The organism is Mesorhizobium sp. M7A.T.Ca.US.000.02.2.1, from assembly GCF_003996995.1.
In the GTDB taxonomy this organism is placed as follows: Bacteria; Pseudomonadota; Alphaproteobacteria; order Rhizobiales; family Rhizobiaceae; genus Mesorhizobium.
In genome coordinates this window covers 1-21,759 of record NZ_RZTT01000003.1, presented here as the reverse complement: position 1 = coordinate 21,759, position 21,759 = coordinate 1, and the positions used below count along the sequence as shown (strand labels likewise).

The window sequence follows — 21,759 nt, the reverse complement described above, 5'->3', positions numbered from 1 at the left end:
ACGAACTCAAATCAAGGGGAATCCTGAATCCCTTAAATCGCGACACGCTTTAGGGTTGAGCGCATCCGGCGTACGGCCTAGGATAGAGCCCCCGCCGCTTCTTCAGATCATGAAAGCCCCGTCGACCGTGACGGTCCGGCGCCGCCCTCAGAAGGGCCGGACGAGGAAAAGTGGGCCGATTGCTAATTGACTGGGAAACGAGGAACCCAGCTGCCCACCGTCACTTTCTGGTTGCTTGGCGGCCTGCATCGCATGGGCACGGCGGCGCTCCTCCCGGATCGCCGGGGCAGGGCTTTTGCTCTACGCTACGTAGCAGGTGAACATACTGGCTGCCGGCGAGGACAAGGCACGCGCCATGGGCGGCGACGTATCCCGCGTGCGCCTGCTGCTGATCGTGGCCGCGATGTTGATGACTGCTGCGCGCGTCAGCGTTACGGCATCGTTGGCTGCGTGGGCCACTGATTTCTAGACTAGCCGTGCACATGGTTGTCTCCGCAGTGCTGCCCGTGTCGGCGCTGATCGGCGGCGGTTTGCTGCTCGGCATTGGCAATCTCGCGCGCCCTGCCTGACACGATAGAGATTCAACTCGGCATCCCACCTGGCTGATCGCCGAGCCGTTGTTCGCGTTCGCGCTCGCACGCAGCCGGCGTTCACGGCTAAGCCTCCGCGCCACAGGTCTGCATTTTGCCTCCCCTGGCGACCCGTCGCTGCTGTGCGATGTCGGCTTCGAAATGGACGCGCTTGGTGACCCGACGTTGGCAATAGGGAGAGGTCGACTATGATGGCCGGATATCCCGACGTGGCAATCGTCATTTACGACGGCATCTCTACGAAACTGGCGACCGTGGTTCTATAACGCAGTTGGCTGATAGCGACCTGCGAACATGGGTCAAAGCCCCATGGCCGCCCACGTCACCATGATGCAGTGTCGACCAACTAGCAGGTCAGGGACCTAGCATCAAGTATTGATATGGCGGCAGATGTCAAAAAAATGGCCGAACGTGTCAACGTGATTCTGCTAGCGCGAGCTATTCTCACCCAATGGAGCCGATGAGAGCGGCAAAATGGTACCTGATCTCGTGAAATCTGGGTGAGCGGAGCGAATAGTGCAACTGCTGATCGGCAGGGATGCGCCAACTCTCCCTGTGTGAAGTTCTGCACGTACGGCAGCTTTTGATTGATCGTGGCACTGGGTAGCGCGGACATGTGCGAGTTGGTGGCCCGCCAAGGTGGCGTCAGCGAATTGAAGCACAAGGGAAGTACCTACTGGCTGTACTCTCTAACTAATAGCGCTTGGCACAAGGGCCATCGGGCGCATGACGAAATTACAATGCACAAAATCAAAAGGGGAATAAAAAATGACGATCTCCCGGCGCCACCTCTTTAAGGCCGGCATTGCCGCCGGCTTGGCTGTGTCGATCCCGTCGGTTCTGCGGGCGCAGACGACACCGACTGCGGGGCAGACCGTTCGGATGGTGAAGGGTGATCTCCGCGTGTTCGATCCGATCTGGACGGCAACTAACATTACCGCTGATCACGGCGCGGCGATTTACGATACCCTGTTCACGCTCGACTCCAAGTTGATGCCGCGGGCGCAAATGGTGGGGAAGTGGGGCGTTTCCAACGACAAGAAGACCTATACATTCGAGCTCCGGGACGGTCTGGGCTGGCATGACGGCACTCCGGTCACCGCGGCGGACTGTGTGGCTTCGATCCGCCGCTGGGGACAGGTTCATCCCGGCGGGCAAATTATCCTGGCCAGGGCCAGCGACATTTCGACGAAAGACGACAAGACGTTCACGATCTCGCTCAAGGATCCGCTTGGGGTGCTGATCGATATCCTAGCGGACCTGACTCCTCCGTGCCTGTTCATAATGCGCGAAAAGGACGCCAATCGCCCCGCAACCGAACAGGTGACCACAAATATCGGCTCGGGGCCGTTCAGGTTCAATGAAGCCCTCGCCAAGCCGGGTGCGAGCTTCACCTACGACCGTAACGACAAATACGTGCCGCGCAAAGAGCCATCCGATGGATTGGCCGGCGGGAAGATCGTCAACGTCGATCGAGTCATTTGGGAGAATGTCGCCGATCAGCAGACCGCTCTCGCGGCCTTGCAAGCTGGTGAGATTGATTACCTGCAGGACCCGCCCGCCGATCTTTACCCAGTGATCGAAAGCGATCCCAACCTTGAACTCCAGGTTCTGGACAAGGGAGGGTGGGACATGGTCCTGCGAATGAATTTCCTGCAGCCGCCGTTCAACAACGTCAAGGTGCGCCAGGCGGTGCTCCACCTAATCGATCAGAAGGCGATGTTGCGCGCCGCCTTCGGCAACCCAAAATACTTCAAAACGGTCACTTCGATCTTTGGAGACACTACGCCGGTTTCCAACGACGAGAACACAGGATGGTACAAGGAGGATGGCGATCCCGAAAAGGCTAAGCAGCTCCTCGCGGAGGCCGGATACGCCGGCGAGAAGGTAGTCATTCTGACTGCGACGGACTGGCGCGAGGGCGACAATGCCTCGCAGCTTTTGGCGGCCTCGCTGCGGAAGATTGGAGTCAATGCCGAGCTCGCGTCAATGACCTGGGGTGAGCTTTCCACGCGCCGGGCAAGCAAAGACCCTGTCGAGAACGGCGGCTGGAGCGTGTTCATTACGTCGGAACCTGACTATTCGCTCGGCAATCCGCTCGCCTCACCATTCCTCCTCGCGAATGGTGACAAGGCTTGGTACGGCTGGCCGACGAACGACGAATATGAGGCGCTGCGGGTCAAGTGGGCGGATGTCGAATCGCTTGAAGAGCGCAAGGCAGTGGCCCGCAAGATGCAAAAATTATGGTGGGACTTCGTCGGCGATGTGAGGTTGGGAAAATATGTCTCGCCAATCACGCGACGCAAGACGCTGACTGGCGTTATTGGCATGCCTCAAATCGTGCCGATGTGGAATATGCAGAAGACCTCAGCCTGATGGGTAATTACATCCTTCGCAGGATAGTTTCGGCCATCGCCGTCATGGCGATGGTCGGAGTTTTTGTGTTCCTGCTTCTCAGGCTGGCGCCCGGCGATCCGGCGGCCATGATCGCCGGTAGGAATGCTCCACCCGAAGCAGTCGCCGCTATCCGCGAACAGTTGGGGCTCAACGCGCCGCTGTCCGTTCAGTTTATGCGCTGGGCGTTCAGCATTCTCCAGGGAGACTTCGGGACATCGATTTTCAGTGGGTGGCCGGTCCTTGAACTCGTCGCGCAGCGGCTGGAACCAACCATTTCGTTGTCGATCCTAACAATGATCCTTTCGGTGACGGTGGGGGTCTCCTTCGGTATCCTTGCAGCGTGGCGAACCGGGCGTCCGGTCGATCGGCTCCTCACGGCCTTTTCAGCTTTTGGGTATTCCATCCCCGTCTTTGTGATCGGCTTTTTCCTCATCTACTTCTTCGCTATCAGGACCCGCTGGCTGCCGGTACAGGGATACGTGCCGATCGAGGTTGATCTGGGCCGATGGTTCGTGCATCTGGTCCTGCCCACCGTGGCGTTAAGTCTTGGCTACATTGCATTCATCGCCCGAGTTACCCGGGCAAGCATGGTCGAAGTTCTGTCAGAAGACTATATGCGAACAGCCGCGGCCAAGGGCGCTTCGTCCTATGCCATGCTTTTTCATCATGCTCTGAAGAATGCCGGGGTCCCGATCCTGACCGTCATCGGCATCAGCTTCGCCTATCTGATCGGCGGCGTCGTCCTCACGGAAACCGTGTTCAACATACCCGGCATTGGCCGTCTGGTCGTCGATGCAATCAACAACCGTGACTATCCGATCATTCAGAGCGTGCTCATCCTGACTTCGGGTTTGTACGTACTGATCAACCTCACGGTCGATCTGGCGTACACCCTGATCGATCCGCGCATCCGGTACTGAAATGACGAATTTGTCGGCACCAGTTGAATATGTTCCGGCGGGGCGACTTCGCCTGTCTGACCTTCCGCGTCTGGCAAGACGCCATCCGTTGGTCTTGATAGGCGGCGGCCTGCTGGGGCTTCTGATCATCCTGGCGCTGGCTGCCCCACTTTACGCTGGCGATCCGGGGAACATGGATCCGTTCAAACGCCTTCAGCCGCCTTCCGCCGAAATGTGGTTTGGGAGCGACAATCTGGGCCGGGATGTGTTTGCGCGAACGATCTTCGGTGCCCGCATCTCCCTCCTGGTCGGGCTGCTGTCGGCAGCGAGCGCGGCCGTGGTCGGGCTCCTGATCGGTGTCATCGCAGGTTACAGCCGCAGCTTCGACAATGTCGTCATGCGGGTCATGGACGGCCTGATGTCGATCCCGACGATTCTGCTGGCGATTGCGCTCATTTCTCTGATAGGACCGGGGATCGGCATCCTCATCGTCGCCATCGCCATCCCTGAGACGCCAGCCGTCGCGCGGCTGGTTCGTTCTGTGGTTCTGGGTGTTCGCGAGCGTCCCTATGTGGAGGCCGCGCTCTGCGGCGGGGCGCGCCTGCCGAAAGTGCTGTGGCGACATATCCTGCCGAGCACCATTCCGGCGCTAATGCTCCAGGGCGCTACCGTCTGCGCCAGCGCGATCCTGACGGAGGCGGGGCTGAGCTTCCTCGGCGTGGGCGTGCCGCCCGAGATTCCGAGCTGGGGCAACATGATCGCCAGTTCGCGCCTGTATCTCGCCATCGCCCCATTGACGATCTTCGCCCCCGGTATCTGTCTTGCCGTCACCGTCCTTGCCGTCAACCTGCTCGGGGACGGCCTGCGCGACCTGTTCGATCCCCGCGCCAAGCAGAGGCGCTGACATGCAGATGCATCAAAGGTTAGGGAACGACTTGCTGCTCGACGTGCGAAACCTCGAAACGCATTTCTTTGGCGAAGAAAGCGTCACTCGTGCCCTGGGCGGCATCAGCTTCCAGGTCAAGAAAGGCGAGACGCTCGGCGTCGTTGGCGAATCCGGATGCGGGAAGAGCGTCACCGCCCTGTCGATCCTTCGCCTGCTGCCGAAGCAGACCGCCAGGACCGTCGGCGGCGAGGTCCGTTTCCAGGGACGCGACCTGCTTCAGCTGTCCGATCGGGAGATGCGAAAGACCCGCGGCGACCGGATCGCCATGATCTTTCAGGAGCCGATGACGAGCCTGAACCCGGTCTACACGGTCGGCCACCAGATCGCCGAGGCGGTGCAGATCCACACCAAGGCTTCCCGCCCGGCGGCCATGAAGAAAGCCGAAGAGATGCTGCGTCTCGTGCGGATCGCGGATCCCGAGCGTCGCGTCAACAACTATCCTCACGAAATGTCAGGCGGCATGCGCCAGCGCGCCATGATCGCCATGGCTCTTGCCTGCTCGCCGGAACTGTTGATCGCCGACGAGCCGACCACTGCGCTCGACGTTACTATCCAGGCGCAGATCCTGCGGCTCATCGTCGAGCTGAAAGAGCGCACGGGAACGGCCGTCATTTTCATCACGCATGACCTGGGCGTTGTCGCAGAGACATGCCAACGCGTGATCGTGATGTATGCTGGTCGGATCGTAGAACAAGCGAACGTGATAGATTTGTTTGCGCGTCCCGCGCATCCTTACACCCAGGGGCTGATGCGGTCGGTGCCTGATCCGCGGCGTGGCCGTCAGCGCCGCCTTCCAGAAATTCCCGGCATTGTGCCAAGCCTACGCGAGCCCATTGTGGGCTGCAGCTTTGCTCCTCGCTGCCCGTTCGCTATCGACATTTGCCGCGACAAGACGCCCGCCATGCGTGATGTCGGGTTGAGCCACGCCGCAGCTTGCTGGCGCGCCGAAGAGGTGATGGGCGCATGAACGGACCTCTGCTAAAAGTCGAGAAGCTGACCAAGCACTATCCGCTTGGCTCGGGCCTCTTCAAGAAAAGCATTCCGGTGATCCGAGCGGTGGAGGATGTATCCTTCACCGTTGAGGCGGGCGGGACGCTTTGCATCGTCGGCGAGTCCGGCTGCGGCAAGTCCACCGTCGCGCGGCTCCTGATGCGGCTCGTCGAGCCGACGGGTGGCCGCGTACTGATCGACGGGACCGACATTGCGGGCCTCAAGAAGGACGCGCTTCACGCGTGGCGCCGTCGGATGCAGATGGTGTTTCAGGATCCTTACTCGTCCCTGAATCCCCGCCTCACGGCCGGGCAAATTATCACCGAACCCGTCGAGAATTTTGAACGTCTTAGCCGCAAGCAGCGCCAGGCACTCGCCACGGACCTTCTGCGAAAAGTCGGAATGTCGCCCGAAATGATGCACAGGCTGCCGTCCGAATTGTCGGGCGGTCAGCGCCAGCGGCTCGGTATTGCCCGCGCCCTGTCGCTCAACCCCTCTCTCATCATCGCAGACGAAGCGGTGTCAGCCCTCGACGTCTCCGTGCAGGCGCAGATCCTGAATCTGCTTCTGGATCTCCAGCAGCAGATGGGCATCGCCTTCGTCTTCATTTCGCATGACCTCGGCGTCGTGGAGCATATCGCACATCGCGTTGCGGTCATGTATTTGGGGCGGATCGTGGAGCTCGCCCCGAGCGAGGCGCTCTTCGCGAAACCGGTCCATCCCTACACCGAGGCGCTGATCGCGGCAGCTCCGGTTCCGGATCCGACGCGGGTTCGGCTGGAGTCGCCCGTCGAGGGCGAGGTGCCAAGTCCGATCAACCCGCCGAGCGGGTGCGCGTTTCATCCGCGTTGCCCGCTCGCGATCGAGCGTTGCCGCATCGAAGTGCCGCCTTTGGTCCCAATGGCAGACGGACGGGTCGTCGCCTGTCATGTTCGCGCTCCGGCCACCGACATCCCGGCCCAACCGGCTGCGGCGGCCAATCCTCCTTAGCTCATCGCTGTGGCATAGCCCCAGCCCCTCTCACCCGATCGAAGATCTCGAGTGCGGTGCTGACGTGAACATCACGCCAAGTGCAGCAAGAAAACAATTAAAGCGAAGCTTATGGAAAAAGATCGACACGAGAAGGGTTCTTCTCTCGCCCAGCAGACCGGGAGCTATGATCCGACCGGTTCAATTGCAACGAATGTTGCGGACGGTTTCACGATGGTCGCGGTGGGCGATCTGATCGTGACCCGGCCACTGACGAAGGGTCAGCATCCCGGCTTTGACGACATCGTAAAGATCCTTCGAGATGCCGATGTCACGTTCGGCAATATGGAAACCAACATCTTTGACATCCGATCGTTCAACGGAAGTCCGCAGGCCGAGTACGGGGGCGCATATCACGTCAGCCTGCCAGAACTCGGGCCTGATCTGAAGGCCATGGGCTTCAACCTGGTCAGCTACGCCAACAACCATACCCTCGACTGGGGTGTTGAAGGCATGCGGGAGACGTGCCGAGCACTGGATCAGAACGGAATCGTTTACGCAGGTGTTGGCGAAAATCTTGCACAAGCCGGCGCCGCCCGGTTCCTGGAGACTCCACGCGCTCGGGTGGCGCTCATTTCATTTGCCACGACGTTTACTCCTATGTCTCGCGCGTGCGATCCTGCCGGCGAGGCGCCGGGCAGACCCGGCCTCTCTGCCCTTCGTCTGGAAGAAAGCATAGTAGTCCCTCGGGCGATGCTCGAGAACTTGAGGCAAGTCCGCGATGCGCTGCCCAATTACAGGCCCGGCCGTAACGATCCAAACGGCCTCGCACTCGCTGGAGCGAGGTACAAGGCGGGCGACCAGGTCGGTTTCAGCTACGAACCCGATGAGAGCGATGTCGCGGACATCCTACGAAACGTTCGCCGAGGCAAGCAGTTTGCTGACTTCTGCATCGTCACCAACCATGGGCATGAGCCCGGGAATTGGAGCCAGCAGTTGCCCGACTACGAACAATCCTTTGCGCACAAAATGATCGATGCCGGGGCCGATGCGTATATCGTGCATGGACCGCACCAGCTTAGAGGCATTGAGATCTACAAGGGCAGGCCGATTCTCTACAGCGTTGGGAACTTCATCATGGACGACTTGCGGACGCCCGTAGGCGCCGACATGTTCACCGCTCATGGCAAGGATCCGCGGAGCGACACTGATGCCGAGGTGACAGTCGATGAGATGGCGAGAGGTTATAAGACAGACCCGGGATTCGCGGACCCGGTCTTCTACGAAAGCATTATCGCAGTCAGCCGATTTGAGCACAATCAACTTACCGAATTGCGCATCTATCCAATTGAACTTGGTCACTCGAAGAGGTTTGCCAACCGGGGCATCCCTCGACTCGCGCTCGGCCAGCAAGCAAACAGAATTCTAGAGCGTCTCCAGGAGCTTTCGAACCCTTTCGGTACCGAAATTGCCGTCGAAAACAATATTGGTGTGATCAGACTTCGGTCCAGCTAGGCTGCGGATGACGCGGATCAATAAAAGAACCGCGCTCCCGAAGAAAGCCCTCTTAAATGGCGGAGCTATACTTGATGTCAATGCAAAGCTTCCGGCGACCGTTTGCTGGATTGCGCAGGATCGCGGAATGACCGAGTTGGATCGTATAGATGTCGCACTTCTTGGAGCTGTCCAGAAGAACAACCGGCTTACGTCAGAAGAATTAGCTGAAATCGTGAATCTGTCCCCAACGGCATGCCAACGGCGCTTGAAACGGCTACGCGCTGAAAGGGTGATAGAAGCGGATGTTGCCATTGTCTCACCCAAGGCAGTGGGCCGCCATATCACCATGATCGTCCTGGTATCCCTCGAAAGGGAAAGGGCGGACATCGTCGATCGATTCAAAGCGGCAATTCGCAACACACATGAGGTAATGATTGGCTTCTATGTTACGGGGGATGCGGACTTCATTCTTATCGTAACCGCCAAGGACATGGAGGACTATGAAGAGTTCACGCGTCGCTTCTTTTACGAAAACCATGACATCAAGGGATTCAAGACCATGGTAGTTATGGATCGCGTCAAGGCCAGCTTCGCCGTGCCTCTCGAGGTGACTCAGCACCTAGCGCAAACACCGGGGAAGTGATTGTCGTCCAAGGCGACAGGTTGCCCATTTCCATGGCGCCGCGGTAGTCAGCCATCGCTTCAGCCTCTCGGACGATCAAGCCCAGTTTCAGATTGAGGATTCAGGACCGGCTTTGCTTCTTGCGGTTCTCGGGCTGGGGCTCGGCGACAAAGGTTCCCGACGCCAAAACGATCTGGTTGTTTAGGGAGTACCACACGCAGGGCCGGGCGGTGGAGGACCGGTTGCCCGGTTCGACAAGCACCTCGGCAGGCCGGCAATCTGGCGAGGGGTCGCCAGATCGTGGATGCCACGATCGTGGCGGCGGCGAAGCAGCGCAGTAGCGATACTGAAAAGGCCCAAATCAAGACAGGAAAGGTGCCGCACCAGCGGCAGAAGAAGCCAGCCAAGCTGCGCCAGAAGGACCGGGACGCGCTGAACTGTGAAGTCACCAAGGCCACGGACGACGGGAGGGAAACACGAAGCAGCGCGACATTGCGATCCCGCCTTCGGCTGCAAGTACATGCCTCGATCGATCTCCGGCACCGCTCACCCTCAATGTCGCGCGCCGAAAGACCGTGTGCCGAAAATTCCACCGCCAGGTCTTCGAGCGCTTCCGTGCGGGCGCTTCGGATGCGCGCGGATCTCGGAGCGAAACGGCTTGTCCCGGCTCGCAACCCTACGACAACGCTTTTATCATCAACGCCACAAGGTCGCGACCTGTTCGCCAAGCTAAAGGACTGCCGGCGCATCGCCACCCGCTCCGACACATGCGCCCACACCTTCGTCGCGGGATCTGCATCGCAGGCCACCGTCACTTGTGGCTCTGATCAATGGGTCCTGAGCCGAGACCTTCCTTAGTCACCATCACTTGTTCCGAATGAGGTATGGTGTGGCCGCCCGAAGCCAGAGATGACTTCACGCTGGATCGGGAAATGGCATCTGAAGCTGTGCTCCGGGTCATCCGGGCTGGTTGAAGGTTCGGGGAAAATGCGGCTGCAGATATCCTGCGCGTAACGGCAGCGGGTGTGGAACTCGCAACCGGATGGCCGCCTCATCAGGCTCGGCACCTCACCCTTGAGCTCGATCCTGTTGAGCACCGCATCTGGGTCAGGCTCGGGATTGGCCGCAAGCAGCGCCTCTGTATAGGGGTGGCGCGGTTGATCGAAAATACGCTCGGTCGAGCCTACCTCAATAAAGCGGCCGAGATACATGATCGCCATCCGATCGGTCATGTGGCGCACAACGTTAAGATTGTGTGTGATGATCAAGATCGCCATGCCGAGTTCGTTTTGAAGCCGCGCGAGAAGATTAAGCACCTCGCCCTGCACCGAAACATCGAGGCCTGCGGTCGGCTCATCGGCAATAAGCAAGTCCGGACTTAGCGCAAGAGCACGCGCGATACCAACGCGCCTGGCCTGACCACCGGAAAGCTGATGGGGGTAGCGACGAGCAAATTCCGCCGACAAGCCGACCATTCGAAGCAGTCGCTCCGCTTCGCCTTCGGCATCGCGATCCTTTAGCCCATGGATGCGAAAGGGCTCTGTGAGAAGCGATCGCACCGTCAGCCTCGGCGAGAGCGAGCCGACGGGATCCTGGAACATCATCGCCATGCGCCGCAAATAAGGCTTGCGTTCGGCCCCGGTGAGCTCCTCAATTTCCTGTCCGTCGAAGCTGATGCTGCCGCTCACAGCCCGCTGCAAGCCGATTATCGTACGCGCGATGGTGGATTTGCCTGAGCCACTTTCACCGACAAGGGCCAGTGTCTCGCCCTTGCGGATTTCAAAGGACACACCACATACCGCGTCAATGAAAGGGGCTCTCGTCCCGGTTGCGAGCGCCTTAAGCGGACCCATAGTGCGGAAACGTACCAGCAGGTCCTCAACCCGGAGCAGCGCGCTCATACCGAAACCAACAGTTCTTTGTCGAGGAGATGGCATCGGGCGACTTGGTCTACGCCGATGCGGTACTCGACCGGGTTCTCTTGCCCACAGCGATCGAACGCTTGCCGGCAACGTGTCCGAAAGATACACCCTACCTTGGTGCCCAGGAGACCCGGCACCTCGCCCGGAATGGTCGGCAAAGTGCGCGTGCTTTTCTTGATCCGCCCGGGATCGCACTCAAGTAGCGCGCGCGTGTAGGGGTGAGCAGGATTGTGGAAGATGTCCCGAACGGCGCCCTGCTCCACCACTTCGCCCGCATACATGACGGCGACCCGGTCACACAACTCAGCCACCGCTCCGAGGTGGTGGGAGACGAACAGAATCGAGCAGCCGATCTCTTTCTGCAGATCCTTGAGCAAATGAATGATCTGCACTTCCAAGGTCGCATCAAGCGCGGTGGTTGGCTCGTCGGCCACGAGGAGCGCCGGTTTCACTAGAAGCGCCATGGCGATGCAAACGCGCTGGCGCATGCCGCCAGAGAAGTGATGCGGGTAGGCGCCGATACGGCTTTGGGGATCGGGAATTCCGACCCGGTGAAGCATATCGAGCGCACGAGCGCGCTTTTCGCTGCGGCTTCCTTGTTCGTGGTGCTGAATATCGATCATCTGGCTCTCGATGGTCCGCACCGGATTGAGTGCGGTCATCGGATCCTGAAAGATCATGGAGAGACGATCGCCGAGCAAGTTCCTACGCGCCTGAGCGGGCATTTTGAGCAGGTCTTTACCTTCAAACAGGATACTGCCGGCGGTCACATCTGCATTTTCAGAAAGGAGGCCCATTACCGTGTATGCGAGCGTCGATTTTCCAGATCCACTCTCGCCGACAATGCCAACCACTTGTGCGGCCGGAACGTCGATAGAAACCTTACGCAGGGCCTGGATGCGCCCACGCGGCGTACCAAAATCGAGACTCAGGTCACGGACCTCAAGAAGCGGGCGACTGAATGAGAGCGGCGGTATCGAATCGTCGTGTCTCATAGGTCTTTCCGCAGCTTGGGATCGAAGATTTCGCGTAGCGCCTCGCCCAGGAATGTGAAGCCAAGCGTTGCGAGGACGATCGGAACGCCGCCTGCAAATACAAGCCAGGGCGTCTGATCGATGTAGCTGTAGCCATCGTTGAGGATAGCTCCCCAATCAGGGGTCGGCGGTCGCACGCCCATGCCGAGGAAGCTGAGACCCGCCTCCACGGCAATCACGGCGGGCACGTCCATGCTCACCAGAATGACAAGCGGGCCGAGGACATTTGGCAATATGTGCACGGCCAGGATACGTGTTGTGCCAGCCCCCATGCTACGCTCTGCGGCGATATACTCACTGTTACGCAGCCCTTCTGTCTGCGTACGCACGACACGCGCGTAAATGGGCATGGACGTTATTGCAATGACGAGAATGACACTCGCCAGGCTTGGTCCCAGAAGTGCGATCAGGGCCAGCGCGAAAATGATACTTGGGAAGGAGCGGATCGTATCGAAGAACAGCAGAAGCAAATTGTCAAGCCAGCGCGGACCGAAGCCCGCGATCAAGCCAAGGACTAGCCCGACTGCCAGTGAACTGCCGAGAGAGGCGAAAGCCACGAAGAGGGGAATGCGGCTGCCCAGGATAGTGCGAGAAAACGTGTCGCGGCCCAGTTGGTCCGTGCCCAGCAGAAAATCCAGTGAAGGTGCGGCCAGACGCGGTCCGACCATGATCCGGATCGGATCATGCGTGACAATCAGCGGAGCGAAGATCGCAATTGCTGCTATGAGCACGACAAGCACTGCTCCGAGCATGCCCAGACGGTTCTTGCGAAATTGCCCCCAAAAGGTGCGAAAGGCGCCGACAGCCGTGGCATCGTTGGCTTCCGGACGGATGGCTTCAACGCTCATCATGTCAGAGCTTTTCCCGAGTTCGCGGATCGAGTAATGCGTTGACCACATCGGAGAGCGTCGTAGCGGCAACGATAAGGAACGTGGTGACGAGCACGACGCCCATCACAATCGGATAGTTGCGCGTATTGACCGCATTCACGATCAACGCGCCGATGCCAGGTCTCGCAAAGACCACTTCGATAAAGACCGCGGACGAAAGCAGCCAAGCGATGCCTACCCCGAGTATGGTCACGGTCGGCAGGATCGCGAGCGGCAGCGCGTAGCGCGCAACGATGCGCCATTCCGAGATCCCGAAGGAGCTAGCCATGCGTATGTGGTTTTCGCCCAGAACCTCAAGCATGGATGCCCGTACCAGTCGGGATATGTAACCGACCCAACCAATCCCTATGGCGAAAGCTGGGAGGATGAGATGGATAAGTCCATCCCAGAGGCCATTGCCGGCTCCGATCGCTGGCAACCAGCGTAGGGTCACGGCAAAAATCAGCAGCGCATAGACCGCCATGACGAAGGAGGGGATTGCGATCGTGGCCACCGTCACGACGCCGGCCACCTGGTCCACCAACGAGTTACGCCGCACCGCGGAGTAACAGCCGAGCGGCACGGCTATCACGACCGCCCATAAGATGGAGATCAAAATCAGTTCTAATGTAAAAGGCAGTTGCTCGAAGACAATGTCTGCAACAGGTCTCTGACTGAACACGTCAAAGCCGAGATTGCCATGGAGCAGCCCGCCGAAGAACGTGACAATCTGCACAACGAGCGGCTTGTCTAGTCCCATCTGCTGGTGCAGCAGCGCCTTCATCTCGGGCGTCGCTCGCGGGCCGAGCATAACCACGGCAGGATCGCCGGGTACTGCCATGATCATCAGGAACAATAGCGTCACCGCGACCGCAATAATTGCGACCGCGAGGATGGTACGTTTGGCAAAATACAGCCACATATTCTTACGGTGCCTAGAGCTAAACTGCCTTGAAATCTACGTACAGCGGGTAACCGTCAGGACGGGTTACGGCCTGCGTATGCGTGGTGCGATACATGACCGGATTGCCCCCATGAGTAAGGAACCGGTAGGCACCGGATTCTTCCATGAGATCCTGCATCTCTTGGTAGATCTTCGCCCGCTCGTTCGGATCGCTAATAGTGACTCCCTTGGCGCTGAGTTCGTCAAAGCGTTCGCTGCGGAAGCGCTCCCAGTTCCAGATCCCCACTCGGCTTTGTAGGAAGGATCCTGTCGCATAGAAGGGGTCTGGCAAATTGCTGAACCACATGACAGTGAGCTGCATGTCCTTCCAGCGATCGCCTTCGGATTCCATGCCGAGCGTCCAGAACGAGCCGGCATCCTGAGCATTGATCTCGACCGTGATGCCGATCTGCGACAATTGAGCTTGCACAGTCTGGGCTATAGTCAAAAAAAGGCTCTCGTTCAGGCAATCGATGGTCAGGTTCAGATCGCTCACACCAGCCGTTTCTAGGAACTCCTTGGCCTTCTCGAGATCGCCTTCCGGCGGGACAAGCGCTTTCTCACGATGCCCTAGAAGGCCAGGAGGAATTGTCCCTGTTGCGACCTCCGCCTGTCCCGCAAATGCGGCTTCCAGGATCTGCGGCACATTGATCGCCCACTGGATCGCCTTGCGGACGTTGATGTCCTTCAGTTTTGGATGATCCACATTCATGCCAATCCAGTGGTAGTTCAGTGAGGGATGTCCCTCAATCTTGGTGTCGGCCGGCGGATTGCTCTTGAACTTTGCGAGGGAATCCAGAGTGATACCAGTGAAGTCAATGTCGCCTGCCTGATAGGCGCGTTCTGCCGTCTTGGTGTCGCCGATCAGGACCACGCGGATTTCGTCAAAGCCTGGCTTCGAACCCGCCCATTCCGGATTGCGGGTCAACAGCAAATGCTGGTTTGGCTTATATTCGGCAAGCACATACGGCCCCGAGAACGCTGGCGGCTTCATGCCGAAATCGCCGCCGTCCTTGGTTGCCTTCATCACCGCAGCTTCGGATACGATATGGCCTACCGCGTAGGGGAATGCGATGTTAAAGAGTGGCATGAACGGGGTCTTGAGTACGATTACGCCAGTATAGTCATCTTCAATCTCGACATGATCGAGTGAACCCCAATTATCTTTGACCGGCGAATTGTGCTTGATCCCCCGCTCAAAGGAAAATTTTACGTCTTTGGCGGTAAGTTCGCCGTAATCGCCAGTGAATTTGATCCCTTTTTTTAGGCGAAAGCGGACATGGGTTGGATCGACCTGCTCCAGTTTTTCGGCCGCTTCCAACTCCCAGCCCCATTCGGAGCCCGGCTTGAATCGCGTGAGCTTCGAATAGAGACACTCCATCACGCTCACTTCAGAGACGGCAGTGTAGAATTGGGGATCCATCTTGGTAATATCGTTGGTTGAAGCAGCTGTGAGGACCTTTCCTTCCGCAGCCCAGATCGCGCTGGACAAGGGCATTCCAGCCGCGACGATCCCCCCTCCGATCACTGAAGTAGTCTTAAGGAAGTTTCTGCGGCTAACACTACCTTGATAATAGTTCATAGTTGTTCCCCTTAATTACCCGAACAGCTTGCAGATGGAGTGGGCCTGTTTTCGCGCGAGCAGCGCCAGACGGCATCCCACACCGTATCTCTCCTAGCCATGCGCAGACTGCTCTCAATCGCATTGAGAGTACGAATGCAGTAGCCAGTTTCACGCGAGTTCCATTGGGAACGATACTATATCGCACAATGGGGATCGCATTGACATATTCGGCCACTTTTTTGACACTTGCCGCCATATCGGCCCACCGAAGCGGAGCATCGCATGCCTGGTAAGGGCGAGCTTGCGGATGACCGAAAGCGGAGCGTTTGAAGCCGATCTTGTCGCGTAGTGTTATATCCCAATTGCGCCAGTCGCTGTTTGCCGGCGGCGGGTTAGGATTACTACCGCGGCGTCATAGATAAGCACGCACATGGGCGTTTCCGCGTCGAAAGATACTGCTAGCGCCGCGTCGTCTCCTGAGCCACGCGCCTACCGAACGCAATCGCTTAAAGTTCGCGGATTTTGACGGCGGCTAGGTAGGCCTGATCGGATCGAACTGCGATTTGGTCAAGTTGTGGAACGTTGGCGGCACGGATGACCCGTATGGCGGCGTCGCTTGAGAATTCACTCTTCGCAGACGGAGTGGATGTAGTTGCGTGTTTCGCTTGAGGCGTCGACAGCAATGGAGCCTCCCTTTTCCCGACATCGAATTTTTACGCAAGGCCGGCCGGGTCGAGGCTTGGACTGGCAGTTCGACTGAAGTTTTTCGTTCGCGTATGGATATTTTGCGACCGCGGCGGCTGAGGCTCCCGACGAGGTGGTTTAGTATCTGGCCGACGAGCTTGGCGTCAGCAGGTTGATTTCTGCCAGTATGATTTTTCAGGGCCGCGCCATTGCGCCGAGATTGTGCGGCTATCTTGTTTTCTCCCGGATGAAGCGGGCCGATCGAGCCGCGCTTGCGAGCTGGAAAGCGACGGAGCTTTGCCCCACAACGCAAGGCAACCGCCAGGGGAACTCAGGATCATCAAGGTGCTGATATGGCGGCAGATGTCAAAAAAATGGCCTAACGCGTCAATGCGATCCTGATTGAGCGATCTAGTATGGGCGGAGTTCGCATGAAATGGCTTGGCGAGCGGCGCGCCCTGCGCAGATCGCTTCCTTTGAGAGTCTTTTGTGTTGAGCGCCGATGAAGCCGCTCGTGCGTTCCGAGCAATTATTGGAAGTTTTGGCGTAATGACTGGCTCTAATAAGACAACATGCTTGCCCTTTCGATTGTGGCTTTGCGCAGACGACCGGGCGACGTGTTAGCGGCGCAGGACGGGGATCGTGGCCCCTCGCGATCCTTACTCCGCGCCATGCCGCAGGGCGACATTTTTGGTCTTGCCCCGACGCTCTGTCTGACCCGCGAGCAAGCCGACATCGTCTTTTCGAAGTCAGCGTACGCGGTCAGGAGTGTGTTTGCCAATCTCTGAGATCGATCACTACAACCCGCAAATCGGAGCGACCACCATGACAATCCGGCTTCCAATTGATCCAACTGAGGTCTTCCAGCCCAACGAACAGGCGCTCGAAGCTATCCGTAGAGCCGAAGTCCACGGATCGTGGGAGTTTCCTTTACACCAGAGGGCAAACGGCATGTCCGAAGGGACGGGCAACGGCCTTGAGTACTGGTTTTACACCAGTAGGCATCCCATCACGAAAAACTCGCGAGAGGTCTCAGAGGCCTTATCGTCGTTGAAATCTAGCGACATATCATTGCCGGCTGGCTGGGTTGAAGAGGACGCCCTCAGTCTAGCTGCGTGTGGCGATCTTATTCAGGCTGCGGGCCTGGAAGCCTCAAACAATCAGCTTTTCTCGCAAATTAAAGATGTCGTCTTCGATAAAGACGTGACTTTTGCAAACTATGAATCCGTGGTTGCTGATGCCCACATAGTCAATGAAGTAATGCCTGATATAACTTCGTTTCGCATGTGCTGCACAATTGAGCAGTACCGCACATTGACGTCTCATAACACTTCGCGTTTCGACGTCCTTAATATGGCAAATAATCACGCAAATGACCTTGGGGTTGACGTGCTTACTCGCACGCAGGACATCGCAGAAAGCGATGGAATACTTACCATTGGCGCGCCACGGAAGAAAGACGAGTATGGCAAATGCAAGACCATCACAAGAAACGGGATCAAAATCGGTTTTGTTTCCGCTACATACAGTCTTAACGGGTTTGCATTGCCTCCAGGGCATGAGTTCCGAATTCATGTGTCTAGACTCATGTCTCGGAATGTACCTACAGAGTTAGATTTGCTGCGAGCTCAGATCGCGGATTGTAAAGAACAGGATTGTGATTTTATCATCGCCTCCATCCATTGGGGTGTGGAATTCGAGTTTTTTCCTCTGCTTAGACAGATCGAAGCCGCTCACGCCCTGGTAGAAGAGGGTGTTGATCTGATTTTAGGCACTCATCCGCACGTCATCCAACCTGTTGAGTATTATCGCCCCAAGAGGGATCCGCACCGTACCGCGATTATAGCCTATTCCCTTGGCAGCCTCACATGGGACTGGTTTACGGCACCGCACCTCATATTAAGCCTTGTATTGAACTTAAATATTTCAAAGGGCAGGACAATTGCTGGTGAACAGCGAACTTATTTAAAGAACGCTCAACCAATCCCCATTATTCGCAACATATCCTTAGACAAAGGCAAGAGGACGATGCGGCTCGAAAAATTGGACGAGCGTCTTGACGAGGTCGGCAACGTTACCGGTGGTGACCTAATAAAGATGAAAGATTATTGCGATCTGGTTTTAGGGCAGGGTTGGTCGCGCTAGCTGTGGAGTCTCAACAGGTTGTCCCTGATCATCAAGCCGAGACGGCTGATAGGTGGTTTTGATTGTAAGCTGCCATGTGGCCTGTGCCAATTGCAGCGACGAAAGCGTGGCAGCTCAGCGGTGCGTTCATGAGAAGTGTTGTAGGCTCGGGCATTAAGCCCATTCGCGCAAGCTCGTCTGGATGAAGCGCTCAGCCTTTCCGTTGGCCTTGGGCGTGTACGGTCTTGTGAATATCTGACGTAGACCTGAGCGTTTGCTGCCTGAAAAGCTTTTGACCGGTAGCACGAGCCGTAGTCGCTGCGGAATGAAGGAGCCGCGGCGACCGAGAGAGCGGTGCGCGCAGCTTTTCGCTGCAGGCGCGCACCGCTGTCGAGGCGGCCATGGCCAGTCAAAGTTTCTCTAGAATGTGAATGTTCACACCATTCCGGAGAGACCGACCATGACCCCTTCAGAGTCTACACCCGCCGCCGCGGTGCTGGTAGCGATCGACATTGCCAAGGTGCGCAATGAAGTTCTGATCGAAGCACCGGGCCACAAGCGTCGGCGTCGCCTTTTGGTGCTCAACACCCGTGTTGAGCACGACCATCTGATCGAAGTGCTGCAGGCGTACGGCCGCCCTGTGGTGCGCCTTTGAGGCGACCGGGAACTATCACCGGCCGATAGCATGGCGCCTGGCTGAAGCGGGTTTTGAGGTGCGGCTGGTGTCGCTTGCGCTGGCCCGAACACGAGAAGCGTTGCACAACAGCTGGGACAAGAACGATCCAAAGGATGCCCAGGTGATGCTGCACATGCTCAGGATCCAGGCGACGCAGGTCTACCATGATCCGCTGCGCGCCGGCATCAACGACGCGCAGGAACTGTGGAAGACCCAGCCAACCAAGGCTGGAGACCTGCGTGGCTAGCCAAATCGAACGAAAGGTCCGGTTTCTGAGGGGCGCAAGTGTCGCTGGCGGCGAACTTAAATCCGCATCTGCGCCTGCCGTCTTTTTCATTTTCTCTTAGCCTTGCGCTTTTATCTATGAGATTGAGTGCTCGACCAGTCCTGCCACGCAAAGTGACCTCAAGGAATTGAAAGAGGCCCCGCAATCGCCAATCCCTTCGGCTTACGGCCGTGCGCCCTAAGCATATCCTCGGCACGACGTAACGCTGGAGCGCCGATCATCTTCCATCTGAACAGACTACCGCAGTCCCATTCTGATGAGCAGCTTCAGCCGCCCTGACAGGCCTGTCTTGCACACTCGAGTTGCGCTTCAGCGGCGCAAAGCCTCTATTTGGCTAGGATGTATGCAAAGCGTTGCTCTTAACCCCGCGGCCGGTGAAGTGAGCTCCGGTACCATGATGATCTTTCCCTGGGTTTGCGCTTCGGGCATGTCGAGCCACGAGTTCCGTATTGGTTTGTGCTGCAAACAACTTGGCCGTGCACCCCGCGGCCTCCAGCCATCAGGTACTTCGGTCATGCCTTCGCTGTTCGCCGATTCCGCATTGGAGAGCGTAGCGCGGGAGCTAGTCCCTATTCCTGCAAAAAGGGCCGAAAGTTTGCAGTGATCCGGCGCCCAACGAGTATCGCAGCCGAGCAGGCCTGTGCGAAGGTGATTTGGCGGTCAAATCGCGACGATGGTCGACGACAGAACGGGGGATCCATGAAACGTCCGTCGAAGGAAAGATGGCGACAGACATCATCAGTACGACGACGTGCGGCAAGCTGTTCGTGATGATGACCGTAGTAGCCGCGGAAGAAGTTCGCAGCTGCAAGTCCGGAGCAGCAAGTCACGAGGCTTGGGTCCAGGCTGTTAGGCCAAGTGCTGGGGAGGGGAGAACGGACTACCTCTGGGGACCCTAGTTAGTCAGTGGGGGAGCGGGGTTTCGCCGCCCGCCCTTAGCTGGGGTGTCGACGCTGGCCGACCAGGCGGGCCTGCACGTTGGTGCTCGCTTGTGCGCTGATCGAGGCCCAAGTGCTTGCCGCCGAGCGGCTGCATGGCAATGAGATGACGGCGGCGCGCATTGCTCGAGCGAGATGTTCTCGGCAGACGTTGCCTGAGCGCTTGCCACGGCTTTCGCGGAAGTGAATTAAGCGAAACTGTGGTCGTCTTCACCCAATTCAGTGCCGATATGGCGGCATATGTCAAGAAACTGACCGAACGTGTCAATACAAGCCTAATCGCGCAAGCTAGTCTCACCTGAATGGAGTTCGCGTAAATTTGCTTCGCGAGCGCCGCCTTTGGCAGGTCGCTTTTTAGGAACATCGGCCAATGAAACAGTACAAAGATCCCAACAGAGAACAGGTTCACATGAGCAGCATTAAGGCCTTCCGGGAACTGCAGAATGAAGTAACCGAGTGGCGTCGTTACCTGCACGAAAACCCCGAACTCGGCTATGAGGAACACAACACGGCTAGGTTCGTGGCCGAGAAGCTGGCCTCTTTCGGTATCAACCATATCGAGACGGGGATCGCTGAGACCGGTATTGTTGCGCTAATCCAGGGCGAAGGCGGAGACGGACCTACGATTGGGTTGAGGGCGGACATGGACGCCCTGCCAATACTTGAAAACTCGAACAAGCCCTGGTCGTCGACCATACCCGGCAAGATGCACGGATGCGGCCACGATGGTCATACGGCGATGCTGCTGGGCGCCGCCAAATACCTTGCGAAGACTCGCAACTTCAAGGGGTCCGTTGCCTTGATCTTTCAGCCCGCGGAAGAAGCGGGCATAGGCGGCCACAGAATGGTCCAGGAAGGTATCATGGACCGGTTCAGCATCTCAAAGGTTTATGGCATGCACTGCACGCCAGGAATGGAGATAGGCAAATTCGGGATTTGCCCCGGCCTCGCGTTGGCCTCGGTTGACGAGTTCGACATTTTTGTGAAGGGCCGCGGCGGCCATGCGGCGTATCCCCAAAGGGTTATCGATCCCATCGTTATTGCAGCGCAGATCATCGTTGGGCTGCAAAGTGTCGTTTCGCGCAACACGGACCCGCTCGAGTCGCTCGTCGTCTCCGTTACCCAGTTGCGGGCTGGGGAGGGCTATAACAGCATTCCAGAACACGCTCAGATATCTGGGACTGTTAGAGCTCTCTCACCCACATTGCGCGATTTTGCCCAACGACAGATCTCCGAGTCCGCGAACGGAATTGCGCGCGCCTTTGGCGGCAGTATCGACTTCAAGTACCACCGTCTGGAGCCCGTCACCGTCAATCACCCGGAAGAAACTAATCTGGCGATTAAGGCCGCGCGCGACATTGTGGGCCACGATGCAGTGACCGACCGGCTCAAACCTACAATGGGAGCGGAAGATTTCGCGTATATGCTGGAGGCGCGGCCCGGAGCTTACATTTATATTGGGAATGGCTCAACTGCCGACGTGCATAACCCTGCCTTTGACTTCAACGATGAAGCCATACCTTACGGCATCGGCTACTGGGTAAAGCTGGTCGAGACGTCGATGCTGGCGGCGTGAAGGCTGTGCAAAACCCATCCAGTCTAGTTGCCGGAACAATGAGGGAGAACAAATAACGAGCATATCCATAAACCGCAGAGTTTTCATCCACTCGCTATGGAGCCCGAATTGGTAGTCGCCGACGAGCCAGTCAGCATGCTGGATGTATCAGTTGATGTCCAAATCATCATAGCTGATGCTGGAACTTCGAGCATCGCGGGGGTTAGCGTATGTTCTTAATCATACATGAAATT

At 57.8% G+C, this 21,759-nt stretch carries 16 protein-coding genes and 2 pseudogenes; 12 read left to right on the top strand and 6 right to left on the bottom strand.

Going from position 1 to position 21,759, the window contains the following annotated elements:
* Positions 1-316: 316 nt before the first annotated feature.
* From EOD15_RS00690 to EOD15_RS00650, 9 genes are all read left to right on the top strand, one after another.
* Complete coding sequence (locus EOD15_RS00690; RefSeq protein WP_127311630.1) at positions 317-469, top strand: iron chelate uptake ABC transporter family permease subunit; 153 nt, start codon at positions 317-319, stop codon at positions 467-469.
* A gap of 889 nt (positions 470-1,358) precedes the next feature.
* Complete coding sequence (locus tag EOD15_RS00685) at positions 1,359-2,966, top strand: ABC transporter substrate-binding protein (RefSeq protein WP_127311629.1); 1,608 nt, start codon at positions 1,359-1,361, stop codon at positions 2,964-2,966.
* Entirely contained in the window at positions 2,966-3,907 is a 942-nt protein-coding gene (locus tag EOD15_RS00680; protein ID WP_127311628.1) for an ABC transporter permease, read from the top strand. Before EOD15_RS00685 ends, EOD15_RS00680 begins: the two co-directional genes overlap by 1 nt.
* Position 3,908: 1 nt before the next feature.
* On the top strand, positions 3,909-4,790 hold the full coding sequence (locus EOD15_RS00675) for an ABC transporter permease (RefSeq protein ID WP_127311627.1): 882 nt from the start codon (positions 3,909-3,911) through the stop codon (positions 4,788-4,790).
* Between the two features lies 1 nt (position 4,791).
* Positions 4,792-5,799: an ABC transporter ATP-binding protein gene (locus tag EOD15_RS00670; protein ID WP_127317701.1), complete on the top strand. Its 1,008-nt coding sequence runs from the start codon at positions 4,792-4,794 to the stop codon at positions 5,797-5,799.
* On the top strand, positions 5,796-6,812 hold the full coding sequence (locus EOD15_RS00665; protein ID WP_127309111.1) for a dipeptide ABC transporter ATP-binding protein: 1,017 nt from the start codon (positions 5,796-5,798) through the stop codon (positions 6,810-6,812). Before EOD15_RS00670 ends, EOD15_RS00665 begins: the two co-directional genes overlap by 4 nt.
* A 111-nt stretch (positions 6,813-6,923) precedes the next feature.
* Entirely contained in the window at positions 6,924-8,306 is a 1,383-nt protein-coding gene (locus EOD15_RS00660) for a CapA family protein (protein ID WP_127309110.1), read from the top strand.
* A gap of 127 nt (positions 8,307-8,433) precedes the next feature.
* Positions 8,434-8,931, top strand: a complete 498-nt coding sequence (locus tag EOD15_RS00655; protein ID WP_127309114.1) for an Lrp/AsnC family transcriptional regulator — start codon at positions 8,434-8,436, stop codon at positions 8,929-8,931.
* A 279-nt stretch (positions 8,932-9,210) separates the two neighbouring features.
* On the top strand, positions 9,211-9,768 hold the full coding sequence (locus tag EOD15_RS00650) for a hypothetical protein (RefSeq protein WP_127309109.1): 558 nt from the start codon (positions 9,211-9,213) through the stop codon (positions 9,766-9,768).
* Here EOD15_RS00650 and EOD15_RS00645 read toward each other — a convergent pair.
* The 5 genes from EOD15_RS00645 to EOD15_RS00625 are packed head-to-tail and all read right to left on the bottom strand — an operon-like array spanning position 9,765 to position 15,260.
* On the bottom strand, positions 9,765-10,811 hold the full coding sequence (locus tag EOD15_RS00645; protein ID WP_127309108.1) for an ABC transporter ATP-binding protein: 1,047 nt from the start codon (positions 10,809-10,811) through the stop codon (positions 9,765-9,767). The two genes, EOD15_RS00650 and EOD15_RS00645, sit on opposite strands and share 4 nt — an antisense overlap.
* Positions 10,808-11,827 (bottom strand): ABC transporter ATP-binding protein, encoded by a 1,020-nt coding sequence (locus EOD15_RS00640; RefSeq protein ID WP_127309107.1) that lies wholly within the window; start codon positions 11,825-11,827, stop codon positions 10,808-10,810. Before EOD15_RS00640 ends, EOD15_RS00645 begins: the two co-directional genes overlap by 4 nt.
* On the bottom strand, positions 11,824-12,717 hold the full coding sequence (locus EOD15_RS00635; protein WP_127309106.1) for an ABC transporter permease: 894 nt from the start codon (positions 12,715-12,717) through the stop codon (positions 11,824-11,826). Before EOD15_RS00635 ends, EOD15_RS00640 begins: the two co-directional genes overlap by 4 nt.
* A 1-nt stretch (position 12,718) precedes the next feature.
* The gene (locus EOD15_RS00630) at positions 12,719-13,657 is read right to left on the bottom strand and encodes an ABC transporter permease (RefSeq protein WP_127309105.1); all 939 of its coding nucleotides are present in this window, start codon (positions 13,655-13,657) and stop codon (positions 12,719-12,721) included.
* Positions 13,658-13,676: 19 nt separating this feature from the next.
* Positions 13,677-15,260 carry an ABC transporter substrate-binding protein gene (locus EOD15_RS00625; RefSeq protein ID WP_127309104.1) on the bottom strand — a complete coding sequence of 528 codons (1,584 nt, stop codon included), beginning with the start codon at positions 15,258-15,260 and terminating at the stop codon, positions 13,677-13,679.
* A 1,491-nt stretch (positions 15,261-16,751) separates the two neighbouring features.
* Between EOD15_RS00625 and EOD15_RS00615 the strand changes: the two genes are divergently transcribed.
* Positions 16,752-18,071, top strand: a complete 1,320-nt coding sequence (locus EOD15_RS00615) for a CapA family protein (protein WP_127309102.1) — start codon at positions 16,752-16,754, stop codon at positions 18,069-18,071.
* Here the strand turns inward: EOD15_RS00615 and EOD15_RS36465 are convergent.
* Positions 18,068-18,370: pseudogene (locus tag EOD15_RS36465) on the bottom strand (integrase core domain-containing protein); the annotation flags it as partial. The gene EOD15_RS00615 and the pseudogene EOD15_RS36465 sit on opposite strands and share 4 nt — an antisense overlap.
* Before the next feature lie 140 nt (positions 18,371-18,510).
* Between EOD15_RS36465 and EOD15_RS00605 the strand changes: the two are divergent.
* Both EOD15_RS00605 and EOD15_RS00595 read left to right on the top strand, forming a co-directional pair.
* Positions 18,511-18,940, top strand: a pseudogene (locus EOD15_RS00605) (transposase); the annotation flags it as partial.
* Positions 18,941-20,359: 1,419 nt separating this feature from the next.
* Positions 20,360-21,526 carry a M20 aminoacylase family protein gene (locus tag EOD15_RS00595; protein WP_127309113.1) on the top strand — a complete coding sequence of 389 codons (1,167 nt, stop codon included), beginning with the start codon at positions 20,360-20,362 and terminating at the stop codon, positions 21,524-21,526.
* The last annotated feature ends 233 nt before the right edge of the window (positions 21,527-21,759 follow it).

Bases quoted from the DNA above. Each gene is read 5' to 3' on its own strand.
- EOD15_RS00685 (WP_127311629.1), top strand. From the start codon at position 1,359: ATGACGATCTCCCGGCGCCACCTCTTTAAGGCCGGCATTGCCGCCGGC.
- EOD15_RS00680 (WP_127311628.1), top strand. From the start codon at position 2,966: ATGGGTAATTACATCCTTCGCAGGATAGTTTCGGCCATCGCCGTCATG.
- EOD15_RS00675 (WP_127311627.1), top strand. From the start codon at position 3,909: ATGACGAATTTGTCGGCACCAGTTGAATATGTTCCGGCGGGGCGACTT.
- EOD15_RS00670 (WP_127317701.1), top strand. From the start codon at position 4,792: ATGCAGATGCATCAAAGGTTAGGGAACGACTTGCTGCTCGACGTGCGA.
- EOD15_RS00665 (WP_127309111.1), top strand. From the start codon at position 5,796: ATGAACGGACCTCTGCTAAAAGTCGAGAAGCTGACCAAGCACTATCCG.
- EOD15_RS00660 (WP_127309110.1), top strand. From the start codon at position 6,924: ATGGAAAAAGATCGACACGAGAAGGGTTCTTCTCTCGCCCAGCAGACC.
- EOD15_RS00655 (WP_127309114.1), top strand. From the start codon at position 8,434: ATGACCGAGTTGGATCGTATAGATGTCGCACTTCTTGGAGCTGTCCAG.
- EOD15_RS00645 (WP_127309108.1), bottom strand. From the start codon at position 10,811: ATGAGCGCGCTGCTCCGGGTTGAGGACCTGCTGGTACGTTTCCGCACT.
- EOD15_RS00640 (WP_127309107.1), bottom strand. From the start codon at position 11,827: ATGAGACACGACGATTCGATACCGCCGCTCTCATTCAGTCGCCCGCTT.
- EOD15_RS00635 (WP_127309106.1), bottom strand. From the start codon at position 12,717: ATGATGAGCGTTGAAGCCATCCGTCCGGAAGCCAACGATGCCACGGCT.
- EOD15_RS00630 (WP_127309105.1), bottom strand. From the start codon at position 13,657: ATGTGGCTGTATTTTGCCAAACGTACCATCCTCGCGGTCGCAATTATT.
- EOD15_RS00625 (WP_127309104.1), bottom strand. From the start codon at position 15,260: ATGAACTATTATCAAGGTAGTGTTAGCCGCAGAAACTTCCTTAAGACT.
- EOD15_RS00615 (WP_127309102.1), top strand. From the start codon at position 16,752: ATGACAATCCGGCTTCCAATTGATCCAACTGAGGTCTTCCAGCCCAAC.
- EOD15_RS00595 (WP_127309113.1), top strand. From the start codon at position 20,360: ATGAGCAGCATTAAGGCCTTCCGGGAACTGCAGAATGAAGTAACCGAG.